19 protein-coding genes are annotated in these 21,154 nt (G+C 32.7%); 12 read left to right on the forward strand and 7 right to left on the reverse strand.

Annotation, left to right across the window (positions count from 1 at the left end; genetic code table 11):
• The first annotated feature begins 3 nt into the window (after positions 1-3).
• The 5 genes from Q4512_RS10415 (at position 4) to Q4512_RS10435 (ending at position 4,219) form a co-directional block, all read left to right on the forward strand.
• The gene (locus Q4512_RS10415) at positions 4-510 is read left to right on the forward strand and encodes a type VI secretion system transmembrane protein TssO (RefSeq protein WP_303424219.1); all 507 of its coding nucleotides are present in this window, start codon (positions 4-6) and stop codon (positions 508-510) included.
• A gap of 95 nt (positions 511-605) precedes the next feature.
• Positions 606-2,144 (forward strand): YifB family Mg chelatase-like AAA ATPase, encoded by a 1,539-nt coding sequence (locus tag Q4512_RS10420; RefSeq protein ID WP_303424220.1) that lies wholly within the window; start codon positions 606-608, stop codon positions 2,142-2,144.
• Between the two features lie 44 nt (positions 2,145-2,188).
• Positions 2,189-2,680 carry a hypothetical protein gene (locus tag Q4512_RS10425; protein ID WP_303424221.1) on the forward strand — a complete coding sequence of 164 codons (492 nt, stop codon included), beginning with the start codon at positions 2,189-2,191 and terminating at the stop codon, positions 2,678-2,680.
• A gap of 8 nt (positions 2,681-2,688) precedes the next feature.
• Positions 2,689-3,405, forward strand: coding sequence for a hypothetical protein (locus tag Q4512_RS10430; RefSeq protein WP_303424222.1), 717 nt, complete (start codon positions 2,689-2,691; stop codon positions 3,403-3,405).
• Positions 3,398-4,219 carry a sensor histidine kinase gene (locus Q4512_RS10435; RefSeq protein ID WP_303424223.1) on the forward strand — a complete coding sequence of 274 codons (822 nt, stop codon included), beginning with the start codon at positions 3,398-3,400 and terminating at the stop codon, positions 4,217-4,219. The genes Q4512_RS10430 and Q4512_RS10435 overlap by 8 nt, the downstream gene beginning before the upstream one ends.
• Before the next feature lie 15 nt (positions 4,220-4,234).
• Here the strand turns inward: Q4512_RS10435 and Q4512_RS10440 are convergent, their stop codons facing one another.
• Positions 4,235-4,942 carry an RluA family pseudouridine synthase gene (locus tag Q4512_RS10440; protein WP_303424224.1) on the reverse strand — a complete coding sequence of 236 codons (708 nt, stop codon included), beginning with the start codon at positions 4,940-4,942 and terminating at the stop codon, positions 4,235-4,237.
• A gap of 32 nt (positions 4,943-4,974) precedes the next feature.
• Positions 4,975-5,793: a 3-methyl-2-oxobutanoate hydroxymethyltransferase gene (gene panB / locus Q4512_RS10445; RefSeq protein ID WP_303424225.1), complete on the reverse strand. Its 819-nt coding sequence runs from the start codon at positions 5,791-5,793 to the stop codon at positions 4,975-4,977.
• Positions 5,794-5,913: 120 nt separating this feature from the next.
• Here panB and Q4512_RS10450 point away from each other — a divergent pair, with 120 nt between their 5' ends.
• Complete coding sequence (locus Q4512_RS10450) at positions 5,914-6,375, forward strand: nuclear transport factor 2 family protein (protein ID WP_303424226.1); 462 nt, start codon at positions 5,914-5,916, stop codon at positions 6,373-6,375.
• 1 nt (position 6,376) lies between these two features.
• Here Q4512_RS10450 and Q4512_RS10455 read toward each other — a convergent pair whose 3' ends face one another.
• Positions 6,377-7,798, reverse strand: coding sequence for an L-serine ammonia-lyase (locus Q4512_RS10455; RefSeq protein WP_303424227.1), 1,422 nt, complete (start codon positions 7,796-7,798; stop codon positions 6,377-6,379).
• Positions 7,799-7,851: 53 nt separating this feature from the next.
• Complete coding sequence (locus Q4512_RS10460) at positions 7,852-8,352, reverse strand: hypothetical protein (protein WP_303424228.1); 501 nt, start codon at positions 8,350-8,352, stop codon at positions 7,852-7,854.
• A gap of 173 nt (positions 8,353-8,525) precedes the next feature.
• Here Q4512_RS10460 and dnaK point away from each other — a divergent pair, with 173 nt between their 5' ends.
• Both dnaK and Q4512_RS10470 read left to right on the forward strand, forming a co-directional pair.
• A complete protein-coding gene (gene dnaK / locus Q4512_RS10465) occupies positions 8,526-10,430 on the forward strand; it encodes a molecular chaperone DnaK (RefSeq protein ID WP_303424229.1) in 1,905 nt (634 codons plus the stop codon).
• A 206-nt stretch (positions 10,431-10,636) separates the two neighbouring features.
• The gene (locus Q4512_RS10470) at positions 10,637-11,308 is read left to right on the forward strand and encodes a T9SS type A sorting domain-containing protein (RefSeq protein ID WP_303424230.1); all 672 of its coding nucleotides are present in this window, start codon (positions 10,637-10,639) and stop codon (positions 11,306-11,308) included.
• 83 nt (positions 11,309-11,391) lie between these two features.
• On the opposite strand, the gene Q4512_RS10475 is transcribed toward Q4512_RS10470, so the two are convergent.
• Positions 11,392-15,078, reverse strand: a complete 3,687-nt coding sequence (locus tag Q4512_RS10475) for a fibronectin type III domain-containing protein (protein ID WP_303424231.1) — start codon at positions 15,076-15,078, stop codon at positions 11,392-11,394.
• Positions 15,079-15,462: 384 nt separating this feature from the next.
• On the opposite strand from Q4512_RS10475, the gene Q4512_RS10480 reads away from it, so the two are divergent.
• Both Q4512_RS10480 and Q4512_RS10485 read left to right on the forward strand, forming a co-directional pair.
• On the forward strand, positions 15,463-16,410 hold the full coding sequence (locus tag Q4512_RS10480) for a nitronate monooxygenase family protein (protein WP_303424232.1): 948 nt from the start codon (positions 15,463-15,465) through the stop codon (positions 16,408-16,410).
• Positions 16,411-16,535: 125 nt separating this feature from the next.
• Complete coding sequence (locus Q4512_RS10485; protein ID WP_303424233.1) at positions 16,536-18,293, forward strand: serine hydrolase; 1,758 nt, start codon at positions 16,536-16,538, stop codon at positions 18,291-18,293.
• Between the two features lie 52 nt (positions 18,294-18,345).
• Here the strand turns inward: Q4512_RS10485 and Q4512_RS10490 are convergent, their stop codons facing one another.
• Together Q4512_RS10490 and Q4512_RS10495 are read right to left on the reverse strand one after the other, a co-directional pair.
• Positions 18,346-18,921 carry a GNAT family N-acetyltransferase gene (locus tag Q4512_RS10490; RefSeq protein WP_303424234.1) on the reverse strand — a complete coding sequence of 192 codons (576 nt, stop codon included), beginning with the start codon at positions 18,919-18,921 and terminating at the stop codon, positions 18,346-18,348.
• The gene (locus tag Q4512_RS10495) at positions 18,922-19,557 is read right to left on the reverse strand and encodes an alpha/beta hydrolase (RefSeq protein ID WP_303424235.1); all 636 of its coding nucleotides are present in this window, start codon (positions 19,555-19,557) and stop codon (positions 18,922-18,924) included.
• A 41-nt stretch (positions 19,558-19,598) separates the two neighbouring features.
• Here Q4512_RS10495 and Q4512_RS10500 point away from each other — a divergent pair, with 41 nt between their 5' ends.
• Positions 19,599-20,021, forward strand: a complete 423-nt coding sequence (locus Q4512_RS10500; RefSeq protein WP_303424236.1) for a PaaI family thioesterase — start codon at positions 19,599-19,601, stop codon at positions 20,019-20,021.
• Positions 20,022-20,023: 2 nt separating this feature from the next.
• The gene (locus Q4512_RS10505; RefSeq protein ID WP_303424237.1) at positions 20,024-21,145 is read left to right on the forward strand and encodes a chorismate-binding protein; all 1,122 of its coding nucleotides are present in this window, start codon (positions 20,024-20,026) and stop codon (positions 21,143-21,145) included.
• Positions 21,146-21,154: the final 9 nt, after the last annotated feature.

Raw genomic sequence — 21,154 nt, forward strand, 5'->3', positions numbered from 1 at the left:
TTTATGAAACCAAAAAACAGTAAAGACAGACGCGCTTCTTTTTTAAAATTTTTAGCACTTTTTGCTGTAACTATTACTGCTATTTTGTTTGCTGTATACTTTAACTTTAAAGTACCAAATAAAGAAAATGCCATTCTAAAAAACCAAGTGAAAGCTGTTGAAAAAGAAATGGTTTTTCAAGATGGTTTTTCAAACGAAATGAAAAGTATTCGAAATATGATTGATTCTTTAGGAATTAATGGAACAAACATGGCCTATCAAAATAATTTAATAAGTGCTAAATTAGTAGACTTGCAAAAAACAATTCCTACCAAAGATTCTACATATCGTTACGATATGTATACCAATATTATAACAGTATACGCCGAACTTTTAGAAGGAAAAATGCAATTACATCAATTAAAAGATTCTAAAGCAACTATCGATGAATATAAAATTGCTTTAGATAAAGTGAAAGCAGACTTTAAGCAATGTGAAAGAGACTTGTACATTGCAAGAGGCTCTAATTAATTTATAATTTCGATTAAATTAAAATAAACCTTTCTGTTATCAGAAGGGTTTTTTATTACAAGCATTTTTATTACATTTATAGAAAATAATCTATAATGCTTAAAAAAGTTTTTGGAAGTGCAGTCTTTGGTGTTGAGGCAACAACAATAACCGTAGAGGTAAATGTAGATTCTGGAATTGGCTATCATTTAGTTGGTTTACCAGACAACGCTATTAAAGAAAGTAATTTTAGAATTGCTGCAGCTTTGCAAAACAATGGCTATAAAATACCTGGCAAAAAAATAATTATAAATATGTCTCCTGCCGATTTACGAAAGGAGGGAAGTGCCTACGATTTAACATTGGCTATTGGAATTCTTGTAGCTACTAATCAAATTCAAGCCGAAAATTTAGAAGACTTTCTCATTATGGGAGAATTATCTTTAGATGGAAGTTTACAGCCAATACGAGGAGCATTACCAATAGCAATTAAAGCAAAAGAAGAAGGTTATAAAAGTTTTATACTCCCTAGTCAAAATGCAAAAGAAGCAGCAATTGTAGACGATTTACAAGTTTTTGGAGTAGATAACATAAAACAAGTAATCCAATATTTTGATAAAGGGGAAGCCTTAGAACAAACTATAATAGATACGAAAGCAGAATTCGAAAAAAACTTAGATTTCCCAGAGTTTGATTTTAGTGATGTAAAAGGACAAGAATCTATAAAGCGCTGTATGGAAATTGCAGCCGCAGGAGGACACAATATCATATTAATTGGTCCACCAGGAGCAGGAAAAACCATGTTAGCAAAACGTTTGCCAAGTATTTTGCCTCCAATGACAATTCATGAAGCCTTAGAAACCACAAAAATTCATAGTGTCGTTGGTAGAGTAAAAGCAAATGCTGGTATTATGGCGCAAAGACCATTTCGTTCGCCACATCATACGATATCGAATGTAGCTCTAGTAGGAGGAGGAAGTTATCCTCAACCTGGAGAAATATCCTTATCCCATAACGGGGTTTTATTTTTAGACGAATTACCAGAATTTAAAAGGGAAGTTTTAGAAGTAATGCGGCAACCATTAGAAGATAGAGAAGTAACCATATCTAGAGCAAAGTTTACGGTTACTTATCCATCGTCTTTTATGTTAGTTGCAAGTATGAATCCTAGTCCTAGTGGTTATTTTAACGATCCAGATGCTCCGGTAACGTCTTCTCCAGCAGAAATGCAACGTTATTTAAGTAAAGTATCAGGACCTTTACTAGATAGGATTGATATTCATATTGAAGTAACTCCTGTTCCTTTTGAAAAACTTTCAGAAGAACAAAAAGGTGAAGCTTCTGTAGAAATAAGAAAACGTGTAACCAAAGCTAGAGAACTTCAAACTATTCGTTTTGAAGCATCAGAAACAGTACATTATAATGCCCAAATGAACACCAAACAAATACGAAAACATTGTGTTTTAGACGAAGCTTCTAAAGCATTACTTAAAACAGCAATGGAACGTTTAAATCTTTCCGCCAGAGCGTACGACAGAATTTTAAAAGTGTCAAGAACGATTGCAGACCTTGAAAACCAGGAAAAAATTAATGGTTCTCATATTAGTGAGGCCATTCAATATAGAAGTTTAGATCGAGAAGGTTGGTTAGGATAATATTTTTATTAACTTTAAGAGCTACTAATTAATAAATAACTTTTATGAAGAAATTACTATTACTATTATTGGGTATTGTTATTGGTTTTTTGATTTCCTATTTTTATTACTGTAATCCACAAACCGAAATACATATGACAACACCAAATGGAATTATTACCCCAGAAGAAGCAAAAGCATTAGATGAAGCTTTTAACTCTAGACATCAACTAATAAGCGACTCTATCGTAGGTAGACCAGATAACCGCTCTGCTTGGTGGTCTATAGAAGATATAGAAAGCTTTATTAAACTTGCAAAATCACAAAGCACAGATTTAGGTTACGACATGAATGGTATACGTGTATATCTTGGAGCTCATGAAAGAACTAGTAGGGAAGCAGGTTATACTACTATGTTTATGGTACCAACGGGTACCCCATCTTTATCAGAAGGAAAAGTAATGTCTGCACCTCCTGGAAATGGAGATGTTCCTGGTGGTAATGGATTAAATGGAGGGGAAAATGGCGATCCACCATCAGCTAATTATCCACAATAATTTTTTTTATGAAAGAGTTCTTATTAGATAATAAGAGTTTTTTAATAAAAGGATTTGAAATAATGGCTGCTGTAATTGGAATACTTTATTTTAAAAAGTATAAAAATACAGCAGCCAAATACTTTATATATATTCTTATTTATGTTGCTGTAATAGAACTAATAGGTGCTTACACTATTTATGTAAATAAATATGAATTTTTAAAGTCTATTAAAGTGTTTTTAAAAGGAACAGTTTTTGAAAAAAATAGATGGTGGTACACTTTATTTTGGTCAATAGGAGGTGTTAAGGTTTTTTCATTTTATTATCAAAAAATTCTTAATAATAAGACTTTTATTAAAATTCTTAAGTGGTCTACCTTTTCATTTTTAGGCATTTCATTGGTTTTTATTATTTCAGATGTATCTCGTTTTTTTACAGGTACTTTTCCTGCAATAAGTATTTTAGGATCTATAATCATTATGCAATGTGCTTTTTTTTATTTTTTCGAGATATTGCAAAGCGATAAAGTATTAATGTTTTATAAAACATTAAACTTTTACATAAGTGCATCTATTTTAATATTTTGGTTGGTTAATACACCATTAATATTTTTTTCAAAATATTACACAATACAAGATCAAGAATATGTTCATTTAAAAACATTTATAATGTTAGGTGCTATTGGTTTTATGTACACCACATTTGCTATAGGTTTAATAGTTTCAAAACCAGAATATGATTAATAGTTTTTATATAGTATTGCAAGCACAAAGTCCAGTTTCTACAGCTGCAGAGCGTTATTTGCTAGTATATATGCTAGGAGTACTACTTATTGTTTGTACTTTAATTATTTTATTTTTTATTGTTTTTCAAAAGAGGAAAAACAAACTTTTATTAGATAAAATGAAGCAACAAAAAATATTTGACGAAGAAATTTCAAGAACCCAAACCGAAATACAAGAACAAACTTTAAAGAATATAGGTTGGGAATTGCATGATAATGTTGGGCAACTTTTATCGGTTGCTAGTATGCAACTAAGTGTACTAGGTACACAGGTAAATTCTGATATTAAAGATAATATTAAAGAAACAACAGATATAGTAAGAGCAAGTTTAAAGGAAGTAAGATCTTTATCTAAATCGTTAAATAATGAAGTAATATTAAATATTGGTTTTGAAAAATCTATTACAAATGAATTAGATAGATTGAAACGAATGAAATTTACAACAGCAGAATTACATGTAAAAGGAAATACTATTGCCATTGTAAACAAAAAGCATGAAATTATAATGTTTAGGATTTTACAAGAATTTTTATCTAATTCGGTGAAATACTCGGAGGCAAAAAACCTTAAAGTACTTTTAGATTATGAGAACAATAATTTAATGATTCAAGCTAGTGATGATGGAAAAGGATTTAATGTTGAAACTGCCGAGAAAGGTTCTGGACTTTTAAACATGAAAAGTAGAGCAGCACTTATTAAAGCAACATTTAATTTAAGTTCAGAAATAAATAAGGGTGTAACATTAACAATAAACTACCCTTTAAATCAATAATGAATTCCTTTTTTTTTAGCTACAAGCTTTCCAAATAACATCGTTTGGTAAAGGTGCTATAATATTAATTTTCGTATTAGAAACGGGATGTATAAATACTATTTGTCTTGCATGTAAATGTATGCTAGCGTCTTTATTACTTCTGTCGAAACCATATTTTAAATCCCCTTTAATAGCACAACCAATACTAGAGAGTTGAGATCGTATTTGATGATGTCTTCCTGTTTCAAGGTTCACTTCTAATAAAAAATAATTGTCGAGCTTTTTTAATATTTTATAATGAAGTATTGCTTTTTTACTATCCTTAACTTCTTTAATATAAGCAGTAGATTTATTGTTTTTTGGATTCTTTTTTAACCAGTGAATTAAAGTGTCTTCCGTTTTTGGAGGTTCATTTTTAACAACAGCCCAATACGTTTTACTAATATCTTTAGAAACAAAAAGCTTATTTAGTCTAGGTAGCGCTTTACTAGTTTTTGCAAAAATTACTAAGCCAGTAGTTGGTCTATCTAGTCTATGTACTGTACCTAAATATACATTTCCGGGTTTGTTATATGTTTCTTTAATATATTCTTTAACCACATCACTTAGTGGTTTATCTCCAGTTTTATCTCCTTGTACTATATCTCCAGCACGTTTGTTTACTATAATAATGTGATTGTCTTCATAAATAACTTGAAGATTTTCTTTATTAGATAAGATTTTTTTGGAGGGCTTTGCCACAAATACAAGTTTTTTGTTAAACTAACAATTAGTTAATACTGCTCGTCATCGTTAGGGAAATCCCCACGTTTTACATCTTCACCATATTTTGAAAATGCATTGGTCATTTCTTCATATAAATTCATATATCTTCTTAAGAAACGCGGATTAAATTCATGTGTCATTCCAATCATATCATGTGTAACAAGTACTTGACCATCGACACCATTTCCAGCACCAATACCAATTACTGGAATAGAAACACTCTTAGCAACTTCTTGTGCTAATTTAGCAGGTATTTTTTCTAAAACAATACCAAAACATCCAGCTCTTTCCAGCATCAATGCATCCTCTTTTAATTGTTGTGCTTCTTGTTCTTCTTTAGCTCGAACTGTATAAGTACCAAATTTATATATAGATTGTGGTGTTAATCCTAAGTGTCCCATAACAGGAATTCCTGCATGTAAAATTCTTTTTATAGAATCTTTTACTTCTTTACCACCTTCCATTTTTACTGCATGTCCACCAGATTCTTTCATAATTCTAATAGCAGAACGTAACGCTTCTTTTGGGTCACTTTGGTAGCTTCCAAAAGGAAGGTCTACAACCACTAAAGCACGATGTATAGCACGTACAACTGAAGAAGCATGATAAATCATTTGATCTAAAGTAATAGGTAAAGTTGTTTCATGACCAGCCATTACATTACTTGCAGAATCACCAACAAGAATAACATCTATTCCTGCTCCATCTACTATCTTAGCCATGGTATAATCGTAGGCAGTTAACATAGAAATTTTTTCTCCATTAGATTTCATTTCTACTAGAGATTTAACGGTTACTCTTTTGTACTCTTTTTTTGCTACAGACATTTGATTTTATATAATTTGATAGAATGTAAAAGTACTAAATTATGTGTATACTGTTAAACTTTTCTTTAAAGAGGTCTTAAAATACTAATCTTCAATTATTTTAGTCTAAAATTTAAGAATATGGCAAGAGTAATACTTTTTTTATTACTGTTAATAACAGGAAATATTATTGCACAGCAAAACACCGAACATGAGGAAGTAAAAAAAACGGTAGAAACCTTTTTTAAAGGGCTTAATCAAAAGGATACCATACTTATAAATAGTGTTGTTCACAAAGATATCGTGTTGCAGGGAATACGTCCTAGTATTCCAGAAGGAAATATGATAAAAACGGATGTTTTTTCTAATTTTTTAAAGGCGATTGTTTCTATTCCAAAAGATAAAAATTTTGAAGAAAAAATACATAGCTACAAAATCGATTTTAACGATACTATGGCGCATGTATGGACAGAATATACATTTTGGTTTGATGGCAATGTAACGCATTGTGGCGTAAATTCTTTTCAGCTAATAAAAGAAAATATGCAATGGAAAATTTTCTACATTATAGATACTCGTCGTACAGCAGATTGTGAAGAATGATTTAACAATCTGCCATATTAACACCAACAGCCAAGCCACCTTCACTAGTTTCTTTATATTTGGTGTTCATATCTTTTGCTGTTTCCCACATTGTGTTTACTACCTTATCTAAAGGCACTTTTACGTTTTTTGGATCTGTATCTAAAGCTAGTTCTGCAGCGTTAATAGCTTTAATGGCTCCCATGGCATTCCTTTCTATACATGGAATTTGTACTAAGCCACCAATAGGATCGCAAGTAAGACCAAGATGGTGTTCCATAGCAATTTCGGCAGCTATTAAAACTTGTTCTGGTGTACCACCAAGTAACTCGGTTAATGCACCAGCAGCCATTGCAGAGCTTACACCAATTTCAGCCTGACATCCTCCCATTGCTGCACTAATAGTAGCCCCTTTTTTAAAAATACTTCCTATTTCACCTGCTACTAGTAAGAATTTTTTTATGTCTTCAAAGTTACCATCATGGTTTTCAATCACTAAATAGTACATTAAAACAGATGGAATAACACCAGCACTTCCATTAGTTGGTGCTGTAACAACACGGCCTAAAGATGCATTCACTTCATTTACGGCTAAAGCAAAACAGCTAACCCATTTTAAAATTTGTCTAAATTTTACTTCGGTATTCCTAATAGAGTATAACCATTCTACAGGAGTAGTATATTGTGTTTCTCCTTTCAGGGTTTTATGCATGTCATAAGCACGACGTCTTACATTTAATCCTCCAGGTAGATTTCCTTCCGTATGACAACCAATATACATACATTCAAGCATGGTGTCCCAAATACGTTGTAACTCTGAGTTTATTTCTGTTTCTTCACGAATAGATTTCTCATTTTCTAAAACCACTTTAGATATTGGTAAATCTAAGTTTTTACAAAATTGTAAAAGCTCTGTTCCTTTATCTATAGGATATGGAAAAGAGCATTTTATTTCAAAATTGCGTCTCGAGTTTTTACGTTCCTCTTTTACTACAAACCCGCCACCAATAGAGTAGAAGGTAGATTTCTTTTTTTTACCATTTATACTTGCCGTAAAGGATATTCCGTTAGAATGAAATGGTAAAAATTTTCTGTTAAAGGTGATATCTTTAGAAGGATGAAAAGGAATTTTTTTTTCGTTATTAAAAGCTAGTGTATTTGTGTTTTTGATATTCGAAATAATAGTAGAAATTGTTTCTGTAGGTATATATTCAGGATCACTTCCACATAAACCAAGCATAACAGCATAATCTGTAGCATGTCCTTTTCCTGTAAGGGATAAAGAACCATAAAGATCTACTTGAATACCTTCTACCTTATCAAAGGTATTATTTGTTTTTAGTTCTTTAATCCAGCGTTCTGCTGCACGCCAAGGCCCTAAAGTATGAGAGCTAGAAGGGCCAACACCAATTTTAAGCATATCAAAAACCGAAATACATTCCATTTACGAAAACGTTTTATTATTGGCTCAAATATACATTTTGTAATGAAAGTATTTTACTTTTTTTCAAAAGCTTGTATTCTTCCAACTTCCATAACATCTTCAATACTTGATGTGTCCACAGCATCTATATTATCAGCAGGAACTACAACAACTCTAAATGTTTGATTTTGTGTCCATTCTGTACCTATAGCACTAAAATCTACAGTGCCATCTAAAAAGAATCTTACATCCGTTTGTGTAAAATCATAATTGTAAGTTAATACACTTTCATTAGCAGTGTCTTCATCAAAAACAACCTGTTGTGGCATTAACCTCCAAACATCTTGTCCGTCTGCTGTTTCCCATAAAATATATACTAATGTAACGTCTGAAGGATATACTTGAAAGCCATACTCTTCAAAGTATTCATATGCATTCCCTGCATTAAAGTCTATTTCAATTTCAAATGCACTAGCAACAAAAATGCCTCCATCTTGACCATCAATGCCGTCTTCACCTTGACAAGAAGTTAATAATAATGCAAATACAAATAAGGTAGATAAGATTCTTTTCATAATTTCTTTTTTTGTTTAAAGTTACAAATCACTTTTAAAATAAATTGTTAAAAATTTATAATTTAATTTAATATTTGTTTTATGACAAGGTGTCAGTCATTTTGTATTGGCATAATCATTGACTTATAGTAATCGAACAAAAAAATAAATTTCAACACAATAAAAATATAATTATGAGTAAGATTATTGGAATCGATTTAGGAACAACCAACTCTTGCGTTTCTGTAATGGAAGGTAACGAACCAGTTGTAATCCCAAACGCAGAAGGTAAACGTACAACACCATCTGTAATTGCTTTTGTAGAAGGAGGCGAAATTAAAGTTGGTGATCCAGCTAAGCGTCAAGCAGTGACAAACCCAACAAAAACTGTTTATTCTATTAAACGTTTTATGGGTAATAAATATTCTGAATCTAAAAAAGAAGCAGAACGTGTACCATATAAAGTAGTAAAAGGAGATAATGACACTCCTAGAGTAGATATTGATGGTCGTTTATACACACCTCAAGAATTATCAGCAATGGTGCTTCAAAAGATGAAGAAAACGGCTGAAGATTATTTAGGACAAGACGTAAGCGAAGCAGTAATTACTGTTCCTGCATATTTTAACGATGCGCAACGTCAAGCAACGAAAGAAGCTGGTGAAATTGCTGGTTTAAAAGTACGTCGTATTATTAATGAGCCAACTGCAGCAGCATTAGCTTATGGTATGGACAAAAAAGGAACAGACCAAAAAATAGTAGTATTTGATTTTGGTGGAGGAACACATGATGTATCTATCCTAGAATTAGGAGATGGTGTATTTGAAGTACTTTCTACAGATGGAGATACACACTTAGGTGGTGATGATGTAGATCAAAAAATTATCGACTGGTTAGCAGATGAATTTAATACAGAAGAAGGGATTGACTTACGTAAAGACCCAATGGCTTTACAACGTATTAAAGAAGCAGCTGAGAAAGCAAAGATTGAATTATCCTCTTCTGCGCAAACAGAAATTAATTTACCATACGTTACAGCTACTGCTAGTGGACCAAAACACTTAGTGCGTACTTTAACTAAAGCTAAATTTGAGCAATTAATTGACGATTTAGTAAAACGTACTATCGAGCCATGCCAAACGGCATTAAAAGCAGCTGGTTTAACAAAATCTGATATTGATGAAGTTATCTTAGTTGGTGGTTCAACACGTATTCCAGCAGTACAAGAAGCAGTAGAAAAATTCTTTGGTAAAGCACCAAGTAAAGGTGTAAACCCGGATGAGGTTGTTTCTTTAGGAGCAGGAATTCAAGGTGGTGTTTTAACAGGAGATGTTAAAGACGTATTACTTTTAGATGTAACGCCTTTATCTCTTGGTATTGAAACAATGGGTAATGTAATGACAAAACTTATTGAAGCAAATACAACTATTCCAACAAAGAAAAGTCAAGTATTCTCTACAGCAGCAGATAATCAACCTTCAGTAGAAATTCATGTTTTACAAGGAGAACGTTCTATGGCAGCAGACAATAAAACGATTGGACGTTTTCATTTAGATGGAATTCCACCAGCACAACGTGGTACTCCTCAAATTGAAGTAACTTTCGATATTGATGCCAACGGAATTATTAAAGTTTCGGCAACAGATAAAGCAACTAATAAGACACAGGATATTCGTATTGAAGCTTCTTCAGGATTAACAGAAGACGAAATTCAAAAGATGAAAGCGGATGCAGAAGCAAATGCGGAAGCAGATGCAAAAGCAGCAGAAAGTGCTCAGAAATTAAATGAAGCGGATTCTATGATTTTCCAAACGGAAAAGCAATTAAAAGAATTTGGGGATAAATTATCGGAAGATAAAAAGCAACCAGTTGAAGCAGCTTTAGAAGAACTTAAAAAAGCATACGAAACTAAAGATTTAGAAGTGATTACTCCTGCTTTAGATAAAATTAACGAAGCTTGGAAAGTTGCTAGTGAAGAAATGTATAAAGCACAAGCAGAAGCACAAGGTGGAGCAGAAGCAGGACCAGACGCAAATGCTGGAGCAGATGCAACCGAAGGAAGCGATGTTGAAGATGTAGATTTCGAAGAAGTGAAGTAAGCAGAGAACCAATTTTGTTTTTTACAAAATTGTGTGAACCGTTTATCCCAAATTTATTTGGGATCTTTATAAAGAATCTAAATAAATTAAAAAACGCAATCATTCATTTGGTTGCGTTTTTTTAGTTTAAAATATAGAAGGTTTATTATAGACTTAATTATATATATTTATAAATTAGCCGATTAATCTTACAAAAACCCTCATTTATGAAAAAAATTACTTTTTTATTGTTATTATCCATTTGTTTTTCTGGCGTATATGCTCAGTCAAACGGTAATTGTAGTGGTGCTTATCCATTAGAACCAAATGTAGCACAAACAGGATCTTTAAATACAGCTTCAAATTCAGGGATTTCATCTTCGTGTTCCTCTTTTTTTGGAGATTATTGGTATTCTTTTATTGCAGGAGCTTCAGGAGAAGTAGCTATAACTTCTAGTGTAGGATTTGCTTTTTTTACAGATTGTACTGGTAGTAATGAAGTTTTTTGTTCCGCTAACTCTACAAATAATATCGTTGTACAATCCTTAACTGAAGGAGAAACTTATTTTGTGCAACTTTTTACATTTCCAGAACCTTGTCGAGGAGCAAATTGTGGAGAATATGAAATCATAATTAGCGGTAATACACTTTCTACACAAGATCTTGTAGAGAATGTATTTACAGTATATCCTAATCCAGTTAATGATGTTTTAAATATAAATGCAAAAAAGGAAATTACAAATATTGTTGTGTATAATGTAATAGGAAAGCAAGTATTAAATAGTACACCTAATGCTTTAAATGTTACTGTGGATTTATCTAACTTTCGCTCTGGATATTATATTGTTAAATTAAACTCAAATACTAATTCTGAAGTTATTAAAGTATTGAAAAAATAATTTAGTATTAAGCTTTTATAAGTAAACGCATAAAAAAAAGGGCTGTCTTTAAAGACAGCCCTTTTTTAATATTAAAATTTTTATTAGTTTTTAATAACTCTTATCATTTCAGTAGCATTACCAATTGTTACTTTAACAAAGTAAGCACCATTTTGTAAGGAAGACATGTTTATATCTGCATTAACTGTATTAGGTGCCGTACGAAGTACTTCTTGACCTAACATGTTATAAACAGTTACGTTTTCAATATCTTTTTGAGATTTAATAACTAAATTATCATTTACTGGATTTGGAAAATAAGTAAATGCTAAACCATTATCAAAATCTTGTGTAGATAGTGGATTACATGTAATTATTGCTTCCCATCCTTCTCTTGTAAGTGATCCATCCGATGCAAATACAAATGTTAAAGCTCCAGATGGGTGGGTAGATGTTATAACCATACCTTCTAAATCTCCAGTTCCAACAGCAGGAAGATCATTTTCATCCCAACACCAAATTGTTCCACCTCCTGGAGGATCTATTGTAGTAGCTGTTGCATCTGGTCCATCGTAAACTGTTAAACCATCGTAACAAGCTGTTGTGCCATTATTTTCAGTACTAAATGCTGTGAATTCTACTGTTACAGCATCTCCTGCAACATCTGGCATAATAGTATAAGTAGTACTTTCATTTGAACTATAATCGCTGGATGTTCCACCAGAATCTAAGAAATTACCACTAGTACATGTTGGTGGCACCGCCACATAAACTGTAGTAAATGCAAGTGGTCCTATCCATGCAGAGTTTCCGTCTACACCACAGTCTGTTTGAACATAATATTCATAAGTGTTATCTGCAACTAAACCAGATACGGTATAAGGATTTGTAACACCCGTTGCTGTTGCAGTTCCTGTTGCAGTAGCTCCTGCGGAAATATCAACTAATTCAATATTCCAAGAAGTAGAAGTTCCATTTTCTGTCCAACCTAAATCGGCACTATTAGTTGTAACATTAGTTGTTAGCGCTGAAGGCGCAGGACAAGTTTCTAATGTGGTAAAAGCAAAAGGTCCAGCCCAAGTAGAATAAGTACTAGCTCCACAATCGGATCTCACATAAAAAGTGTAATCGTTGTTTTCAGTAAGTCCCATAGCAGTATAAGGATTTGTAACTCCAGACATCGTTGGAGTTCCAGTTGGAGTCCCAGCAGCAGTAATATCAACTATTTCAATATCCCAAGAAGTACTTGTTCCGTTTTCAGTCCAACCTAACTCTGCAGTTACATCAGTTACTGTTGTAGCGGTTAAAGCATTTGGTATTGGACAAGCAGGAAGCTCGGTAAAGGATACGTTATCAATAGCAATATCCCCTTCAAATGTACCAACGCTAGTAGCTCTAAATGTAATAGATATTGTTTGACCGGCATATGCAGCCAAGTCTATAACAGCAGTTTCCCAAGGAGTTGTTTCCGCTGTTTGCTGTTGCCCAGATAATGACCATACATTTGTTGTACCATTAACTAATACATCAAGAGTTCCAATTTGTGCACCAAACATATGATAGTTAAACAATAAAGCAGGATTGGTAAGTGATGTTAAATCGACCAAAGGTGATGTTAAATCAGTAATGTCTCCTGTAACCCCAGCAGAAGCTTCTACATAGAAATAATTTCCAGTAGTAATGGACGGTGCAGGCCCTGTTCCTCCAGATCCAGTATCAGTTCCGGGAGCAGATTCCCAATAGTATGAACCTCCAGTGGCAGACCAACAATTTTCAGCTTCGAAAGCAGAACCACCAGTTGTAAAAGATTCAAAATCTTCAATATATGTTGCTGCGATAGCAGAACAAGCTGTTCTAAATGTAAATGGTCCAGCCCAAGCAGAAGTACCATTACCGCCGCAATCTGCTCTTACATAAAAATCATAAAGTGTATCTTCAGTAAGTCCAGTAGCTGGATAAGGGTTAGCTACACCAGTTGCGGTAGCTGTTCCTGTAGCAGTTAATCCGTTTCTTAAAATTTCAATATCATATAAAGTTGCAGATCCTGCTTCTGTCCAACCTAAATCAGCAGTTGTAGTTGTAATATTTGTAGCTGTATATGCTGTAGGTTCTGGGCAGGCTACTGTAGTAGTGAATGAAAATGGTCCAGCCCAAGAAGAAGTTCCATCTACTCCACAATCTGCTTGTACATAAAATTCATAATCATTAGAAGGTACTAATCCGCTTAAAGCATGTGGGTTAGTAACACCTGTTTCTGTTGCATTACCTGTTGCATTACCAGCGGCAGTGATATCAACTAATTCAATATTCCATGAAGTAGCTGTACCGTTTTCTGTCCAACCTATATCGGCAGAAAAGCCATCAATATTAGTAGCAGTTAAGGCATTTGGAACAGAACAAGAAGGTAACTCACCAAATATTGCATTATCAATAGCAATATCCCCTTCAAAAGTACCAACGCTTGTTGCTCTAAATGTAATCGATACTGATTGTCCAGCATATGCTGCTAAATCTACAATGGCAAGTTCCCAAGGTGCTGTATCAGATGTTTGTTGTTGTCCAGATAAAGACCATATACTAGTAGAACCATTAACTAGAATTTCTAAAGTACCTATTTGTCCACCAAACATATGGTAGTTAAACATTAAGGCAGGTGCGGTAAGCGCACTTAAATCTACTAAAGGAGATACTAAATCAGTAATGTCTCCCGTAACTCCAGCAGAAGCTTCTACATAGAAATAATTACCTGTAGTTATGGATGGGTTAGGCCCTGTTCCTCCAGATCCTGTGTCTGTTCCTGGAGCAGATTCCCAATAGTATGAGCCTCCAGTTGCACTCCAGCAATTTTCATATACAAAAGCAGTTCCAGCGGTAGTAAATGTTTCAAAATTTTCAGTATATGGTGCTGCTATTGCTACACATAATGTTCTAAAAGTAAAAGGTCCTACCCATGTAGAAGTTCCATCCACACCACAGTTTGCTCTTACATAAAAGTCATATTCTGTATTTTCAGTAAGTCCTGTTGCTGTATATGGATTTGAAACATTTGTTGCAGTAGCAGTTCCAGTTGGTGTAAGACCAGCTCTTATAATTTCTATATCGCCATTTGTTGCAGAACCGCTGTCTACCCAAGATAGATCTACAGTTGTATCTGTCATATTAGATGCCATTAAAGAAGATGGATCTGGGCATGTTGGTGGTGTTGCAGAAGTTATTGTAGGAGAATCAAAGCAAAATCCCCATTCGTAACCTGCTCCACCTACTAAATCATCAAAATAAATTCTGTATCTAAACCCAGATAATTGTGTAGCAGTAAATCCGGCAATATTAAGAACTTCAGAGGTATATGCTTCTGCAGTTCCAGAACAAAAATTATCGGTTGGAGGTGATGCTGTATCTGCATTAATAGGAAGCCCAATTATAGTCCAAGTACTTGCATCTGCATCCCAGTATTCGAATTGTAAAATATCATCGTTATTATAATTGTAAACTAAATTTCCTGAAATTGAAATCCATGTTTCTCCAGCAGTATGTGCTGCAGTTAAATCGATTACTGGAGACTCTGCAGCAATATCGTCATCACTTCCATTTCCAGCATCATCATCATCGAAAGCAAAATTTGCAGATATAGTTGGGTCCGACTCGAGCGCTAGTGGGTCTGAGTTATAAGTTCCTGTTAGTGTCCATGATGTATTTGGCCACGATGCATTTTGATTTAATGTTTGAGCAAAACCCGAATAGGTAATCGCTAAAAGCATTAAACACAAAATTTTGATAGTAGTTTTTTTCATAAATATTTGTGTGTTTAAAGTAATAATCTATAAATATAATATTTTTTTTTTTTTGAAATCATAATAGAAGTAGTTTTGTTTGTTAATATTCATAGTGAAAGTTGGATGTATAGCTGTTTTTTATGTGGCTTTTTAACATCTTTTTTGTGAATATATAAATATTCAATAGTAAGCTGCTTAAAAGTTTTTACTACTTGTTTAGTAGATTACTATCCTTTTTTAATAATAAATAGTATGGATTATTATTGTTTTTGTTTTGTATAAATTACAATAAGCTATGCGTGCATAATAAATTTATCCTTATATTTGTTTTTTAATTTTGTCTAAACAAAAATTTACTTTTTAATTAAAATATTCTTTTTTAAACAAGAATGATTACTACCTATGGAAACTAAAATAACCCAACTTTTAAATATTAAATATCCAATTATTCAAGCGCCAATGTTTTTGGTTTCTAATGTTGCTATGGTAACAGAAGCTATGAAAGGAGGAATTGCTGGTTGTATTCCAGCACTTAATTATAGAACTTTAGAGGAGTTAAAAGCTGCAATAAAAGAACTTAAAGCCAATAAAGTAATAGGTGGTTCTTTTGGTTTTAATTTAATTGTAAATAAATCCAATATAAAATACAAAGAGCAATTACGGGTACTATGTGAAGAGGGGTGTGATTTTATTATTACCTCACTAGGTAGTCCAGAAGAAACTATAAACCAAGCGCATAAAGTTGGTATTAAGGTTTTTTGTGATGTTACAGATTTACGTTTTGCTAAAAAGGTAGAAAGTTTAGGCGCAGATGCTGCTATAGCAGTAAATAATCAAGCTGGTGGACATAGAGGAAACCTTTCTCCTGAAGAATTGACTAATCAATTAAGTAAAGCCTTGACAATTCCCGTAATTTCTGCAGGAGGAGTAGGCTGTAAAGCAGATATAGATAAGATGTTAAGCTATGGAGCAGAAGGTGTTTCTGTTGGTAGCCCGTTTATAGCTTCTTTTGAAGCAGGAGTAACCGAAGAATATAAGCAAGCATGTGTAGATTATGGTGAAAAAGATATAGTAATGACAGAGCGTATTTCAGGAACACCTTGTACTGTAATAAATACACCTTATGTGCAGAAAATAGGAACTAAGCAAACATGGTTAGAAACTGTTTTAAATAAAAATAAGAAGTTAAAAAAATGGGTTAAAATGGTTCGTTTTTCTATTGGTATGAAAGCAGCAGAAAACGCAGCGACAAAAGCTACTTATAAAACCGTTTGGGTAGCTGGACCTAGCATTGAATATACTAAAGAGATTTTACCTACTATTGAGATAGTAAAGAACTTGACACATTAAATTTGTAGTATACCCTTTTGCGTCTTTTTTTAAGATAGATTCTCGTTTCAAAAAAAGTTTCGTTTTTGTTGTAACTTATAGGCACTATTAGTCGTCATATATTTTCATCAATCAAAACAAACCTTATGAAACAGCATTTCACATTTTATTTTAGTAAAACAAAAGCAATACTTTTCTTTGCTTTATTATTTTTTGCGCACTTTACTTTCGGACAAGTAAAAGAAGCGCAATTAACCAAGTTGATTAATACCTATACAGACTATAAGGCCTTTAACGGCTCTGTTCTAGTAGCTCAAGAAGGTAAAATTATTTACAAAAAAGGCTTTGGCTTTGCCAATATGGAATGGGATATTCCAAACGCAGCAAATACCAAACATAGACTAGGTTCTATTAGTAAGCAATTTACTGGGATGTTAATTTTACAATTAGCAGAAGCAGGTAAACTAGATCTGCAAGCACCAATTACTAAATATTTGCCAGAGTACCCTAAAGCTACAGGAGATATTATTACAACACATCATTTATTAACTCATTCTTCAGGTATACCTAATTACACTTCGTTTCCAGATTTTTTTAAAAACGAAAGTAGAAACCCGTACACACCTTTAGAATTTATATCTAAATTTTCAGAAAAAGAATTAGAATTTACACCTGGAGAAAGGTTTAGTTATAGTAATTCTGGGTATTTTCTTTTAGGTGTTTTAATTGAGAAAATTTCTGGAAAAACTTATGAGAAGATGTTACAGGAAAAGATTTTCACACCATTAAAAATGAACGATTCTGGATTCGATCATCATGCAACGATATTGAAAAATAGAGCAACAGGTTACGAAAAACAAGGAGGAGATTTTATAAACTCTAGTTATTTAGATATGTCTATTCCATATGCAGCAGGATCTTTGTACGCGACTGCAGAAGATTTGTACCTATGGGATCAAGCATTATATACTAATACATTGCTTTCAAAAGCATCTATGGATTTATTTTTTGGCAATCATATAAAAGCAGGGAACGAACATTATGGCTATGGATGGTTTATTGGTAGCGAAACTATTGGTGATTCAAAAGAAAGTATAGAAACTATAAGTCATGGAGGCGGAATTAATGGTTTTAATACTTTAATTTCTAGAGCACCATCAGATCAGTCTTTAATCGTGTTATTAAATAATACAGGAGGCGCTCCATTAGGGGATATGGCTAAAGCAATTCGTGGTATTATATATGATAAGCCATATAGCTTCCCTAAAAAATCTGTTGCTAATATTATTTATGAAGAAATAACAGCTAATGGAATGGATACTGCTTTAAAACAGTATAACATTATTAAATCTTCGGAAGATTATGATCTAAATGAAAAGGATATGAATAGCATTGGCTACAGATTATTACAAGCTGAAAAAGTGGACGATGCAATAACTATTTTTAAACTTAATGTAGATGCATTTCCAAATTCTTTTAATGTATATGATAGTTATGCTGAAGCTTTAATGACAAAAGGTAACAAAGAACAAGCCATTGTAAATTATAAAAAATCGGTAGAATTAAATCCAAATAATCAAAACGGAATAACGCAATTAAAAAAATTAGGTGTAGATGTTACAGACTTAGAAAAAGAAGTTGTGGTTGCAGAAGAAATTCTTGAAAGCTATGTTGGTACCTATCAACTAATGCCAGAATTTAGTATAAAAATAATAAAAGAAGGAAATCAATTAAAAGCGCAAGCAACAGGACAACCAGCAGCAGATATTTTTGCAAAATCGGAAACCGTATTTTATTTAAAAGTTGTTACTGCACAATTAACTTTTAATAAAAATGAAGCAGGAGAAGTAGAGAGTGTAACCCTTTTACAAGGTGGTAGAGAAATAACAGGAAAGAAAATGTAAACCGTTTTTATTTATATATTCTAAAAGCCCTTGATGAATTTCAAGGTTTTTTTTATTTAAAATTTTCAAAAATACTTTTCTTAATTTCTGTCCATTCTTCTTTTAAAATGCCATAACAACACGTACTGCGTTTAAAACCGTCTAGCATGAGTGTGTCTTTACGTAAAAGACCTTCAAAAGTTGCTCCAAGTTTTTCAATGGCTTTTCTAGATTTTATATTTCTTTCGTCAACACGAAATTCTACTTTGTCAAATAGAAGTGTTTCAAAAGCATATTGCAGCATTAAAAATTTCATTTGCGTATTTAGTCCAGAGCCTTGAAATTCTTTTCCAATCCAAGTCCAGCCAATATGCAATACTTTGTTTTTCCAGTTTATAAGTGCAAATCTTGTGCTTCCAGCGTAAGCTTGTTTCTTCTTATCGTAAATAATAAAAGGAATTGCAGTTTTGTGGTAGTATCGATCTACAGCTCGTTGTACATATTCTTTTAGTTTTTCAGATGGAGAAATAGCACTAGGAGAGTAATAGACTAAATCCTTTTCTTCTGCAATTATTGCTAAATGTTTGTAGTTACTTAAGTCTAAAAGCGTGAGTTTTACGTGTTCATTTTCAAGCTGGGGTGTATTCATTTATACCAATTTTTTTATCAATTCTACATTAACCACATGTTTGCCATTAAAAGGAACAATATGCAAATTGCTACCAAATAATTCTTTAGCTTTATTGGTTTCGTATGTAATTCTTTCTTGGTTTAAGTATTCATCTTCAGTACCATAAATCATAGTTACTTTGGCTTTTAAAAATGTAAAATCTTCTATTTCTAATTCCTTAGGAATACTTCCAGAATGTAAAACCAATTGAGCGCATGGTAATTTACGCTTTGCAACATATCGTGTGGCAACACTAACGCCTTGAGAGTAACCTAAAACGATGAGATTTATGTTTTTGGGTAAAGTTTCAGCAGTTAAAATAGCATCAAAATTCCGCATTACATTTTCGGTTTCTGTAGCTGTATTTTCTTTAGTTAACCAACTAGCTCCAACATGTTTAAATTTTGGTGTGCTATAATATTTGCTTTGTGCTTGAGGAGCAATAACATAGTTTTCATCTTTGTTTAATCCTTCAAAATATCTTAAAAAATATCTACTTAAATAGCCCATTCCGTGACAAACAAACCAAACATTTTTAGTTTTATTGGTCAGTGAATTTAAAGTAGCATAACTATTGGTAGTTGTGTATGAAATTTCTTTTTCTTCTAAATTCATTTTGTACTTTTACAATCCGACAATAAAAATACATTATTTATATGCAATTATCTAAAGAAACTATCTTAGCAAAAGCAAATGCGGCTAGCAAAAACACCTTAATGGAGACTTTAAATATTGAAATGGTAGATTATGGTGAAGATTTTTTAGTAGCAAGAATGCCTGTAGATTCTAGAGTTTATCAACCAGATGGTGTATTGCATGGTGGTGCAACAGCTGCTTTGGCAGAAAGTGTTGGTAGTTTTGCGTCTCATGTTTTTATGGATACCGAAAATAAATTTATTCGTGGTTTAGAGATTACTGCAAACCATTTAAAAAGTGTAACCGAAGGGTATGTTTATGCAAAGGCAACTTTTTTACATAAAGGAAGAACTACACAATTATTAGATATTAGAGTTACAGATGATAACGATAATGTAGTTTCCATTTGTAGATTATCTACGATTTCATTACCAAAGAAGTAATAATGCTATCTACCGCTTTTTTTGAAGAATTACAACAGCATTTTAGTAATGCACTGCCATTTGTTGTGTATAGAAAACCGAATGATTTTGAGGTGCATGCATTGCTTCAAAAAGCAGACGAATTACATGTAATTAAAGATTATACAGAAAGCGGCTTTGTTTTCTCTCCTTTTGATAATAAAGACGATGCAATACTTTTACCTTTTAATAGTTCTAAAAAAATATCTTCAAATTATGATATTTCAAGCGAATTTAAAGCAGCTACTATTCATAAGGTTTCTTCTTTAAAAAGTAAGGAAGAACACATACAATTGGTACAAAAAGGAATTGATGCTATTCGTAAGGGCCCCATACAAAAGGTAGTTTTATCGCGAAAGGAAGAACAACATATTTCCGAAGAAAATCCGTTAAAAATTTTTAAACGTTTATTAGAAAAATACGTTTCAGCATTTGTGTATTGTTGGTACCATCCTAAAGTAGGATTATGGCTGGGAGCAACCCCAGAAACCTTATTAAAAGTGGAAGGCAATAGATTTAATACGATGGCTTTAGCAGGAACACAAATGTACAATGAAGCTAAAGATGTAGTTTGGCAAGACAAAGAAAAAGACGAACAACAAATTGTAACAGCATTTGTAGTAAACAGTTTAAAAGATAGCGTTAGTACAATAAAAATTTCGGAAGTAGAAACAGTAAAGGCAGGAAACTTATTGCATCTTAAAACGGCAATTTCTGGTACTTTAGATTTTAAAAATTTAGACTTTAAAGCATTACTAACAAATTTGCATCCAACTCCAGCTGTTTGTGGTTTTCCTAAAGAAATGGCTAAACAATTCATTGTACATAATGAAAGTTATAATCGTGAGTTCTATGCTGGATTTTTAGGAGAGTTAAATCTTAAAGAGAACAAAACTAGAAATAGAAACAGACGCAATGTTGAAAATAACGTGTATGCAACAGTAAAAACCGTTTCTAATTTGTTTGTAAATTTACGTTGTATGCAACTTAAAAATAAATCGGCCTTAGTTTATGTTGGAGGCGGAATTACTAAAGATTCTGTGGCCGAAAATGAGTGGCAAGAAACCGTTAATAAAACGCAAACTATCCAGGCAGTTTTAGATTAAATTTTAATT

It is taken from the genome of Oceanihabitans sp. 2_MG-2023 (assembly GCF_030547245.1).
In the GTDB taxonomy this organism is placed as follows: Bacteria; Bacteroidota; Bacteroidia; order Flavobacteriales; family Flavobacteriaceae; genus Oceanihabitans.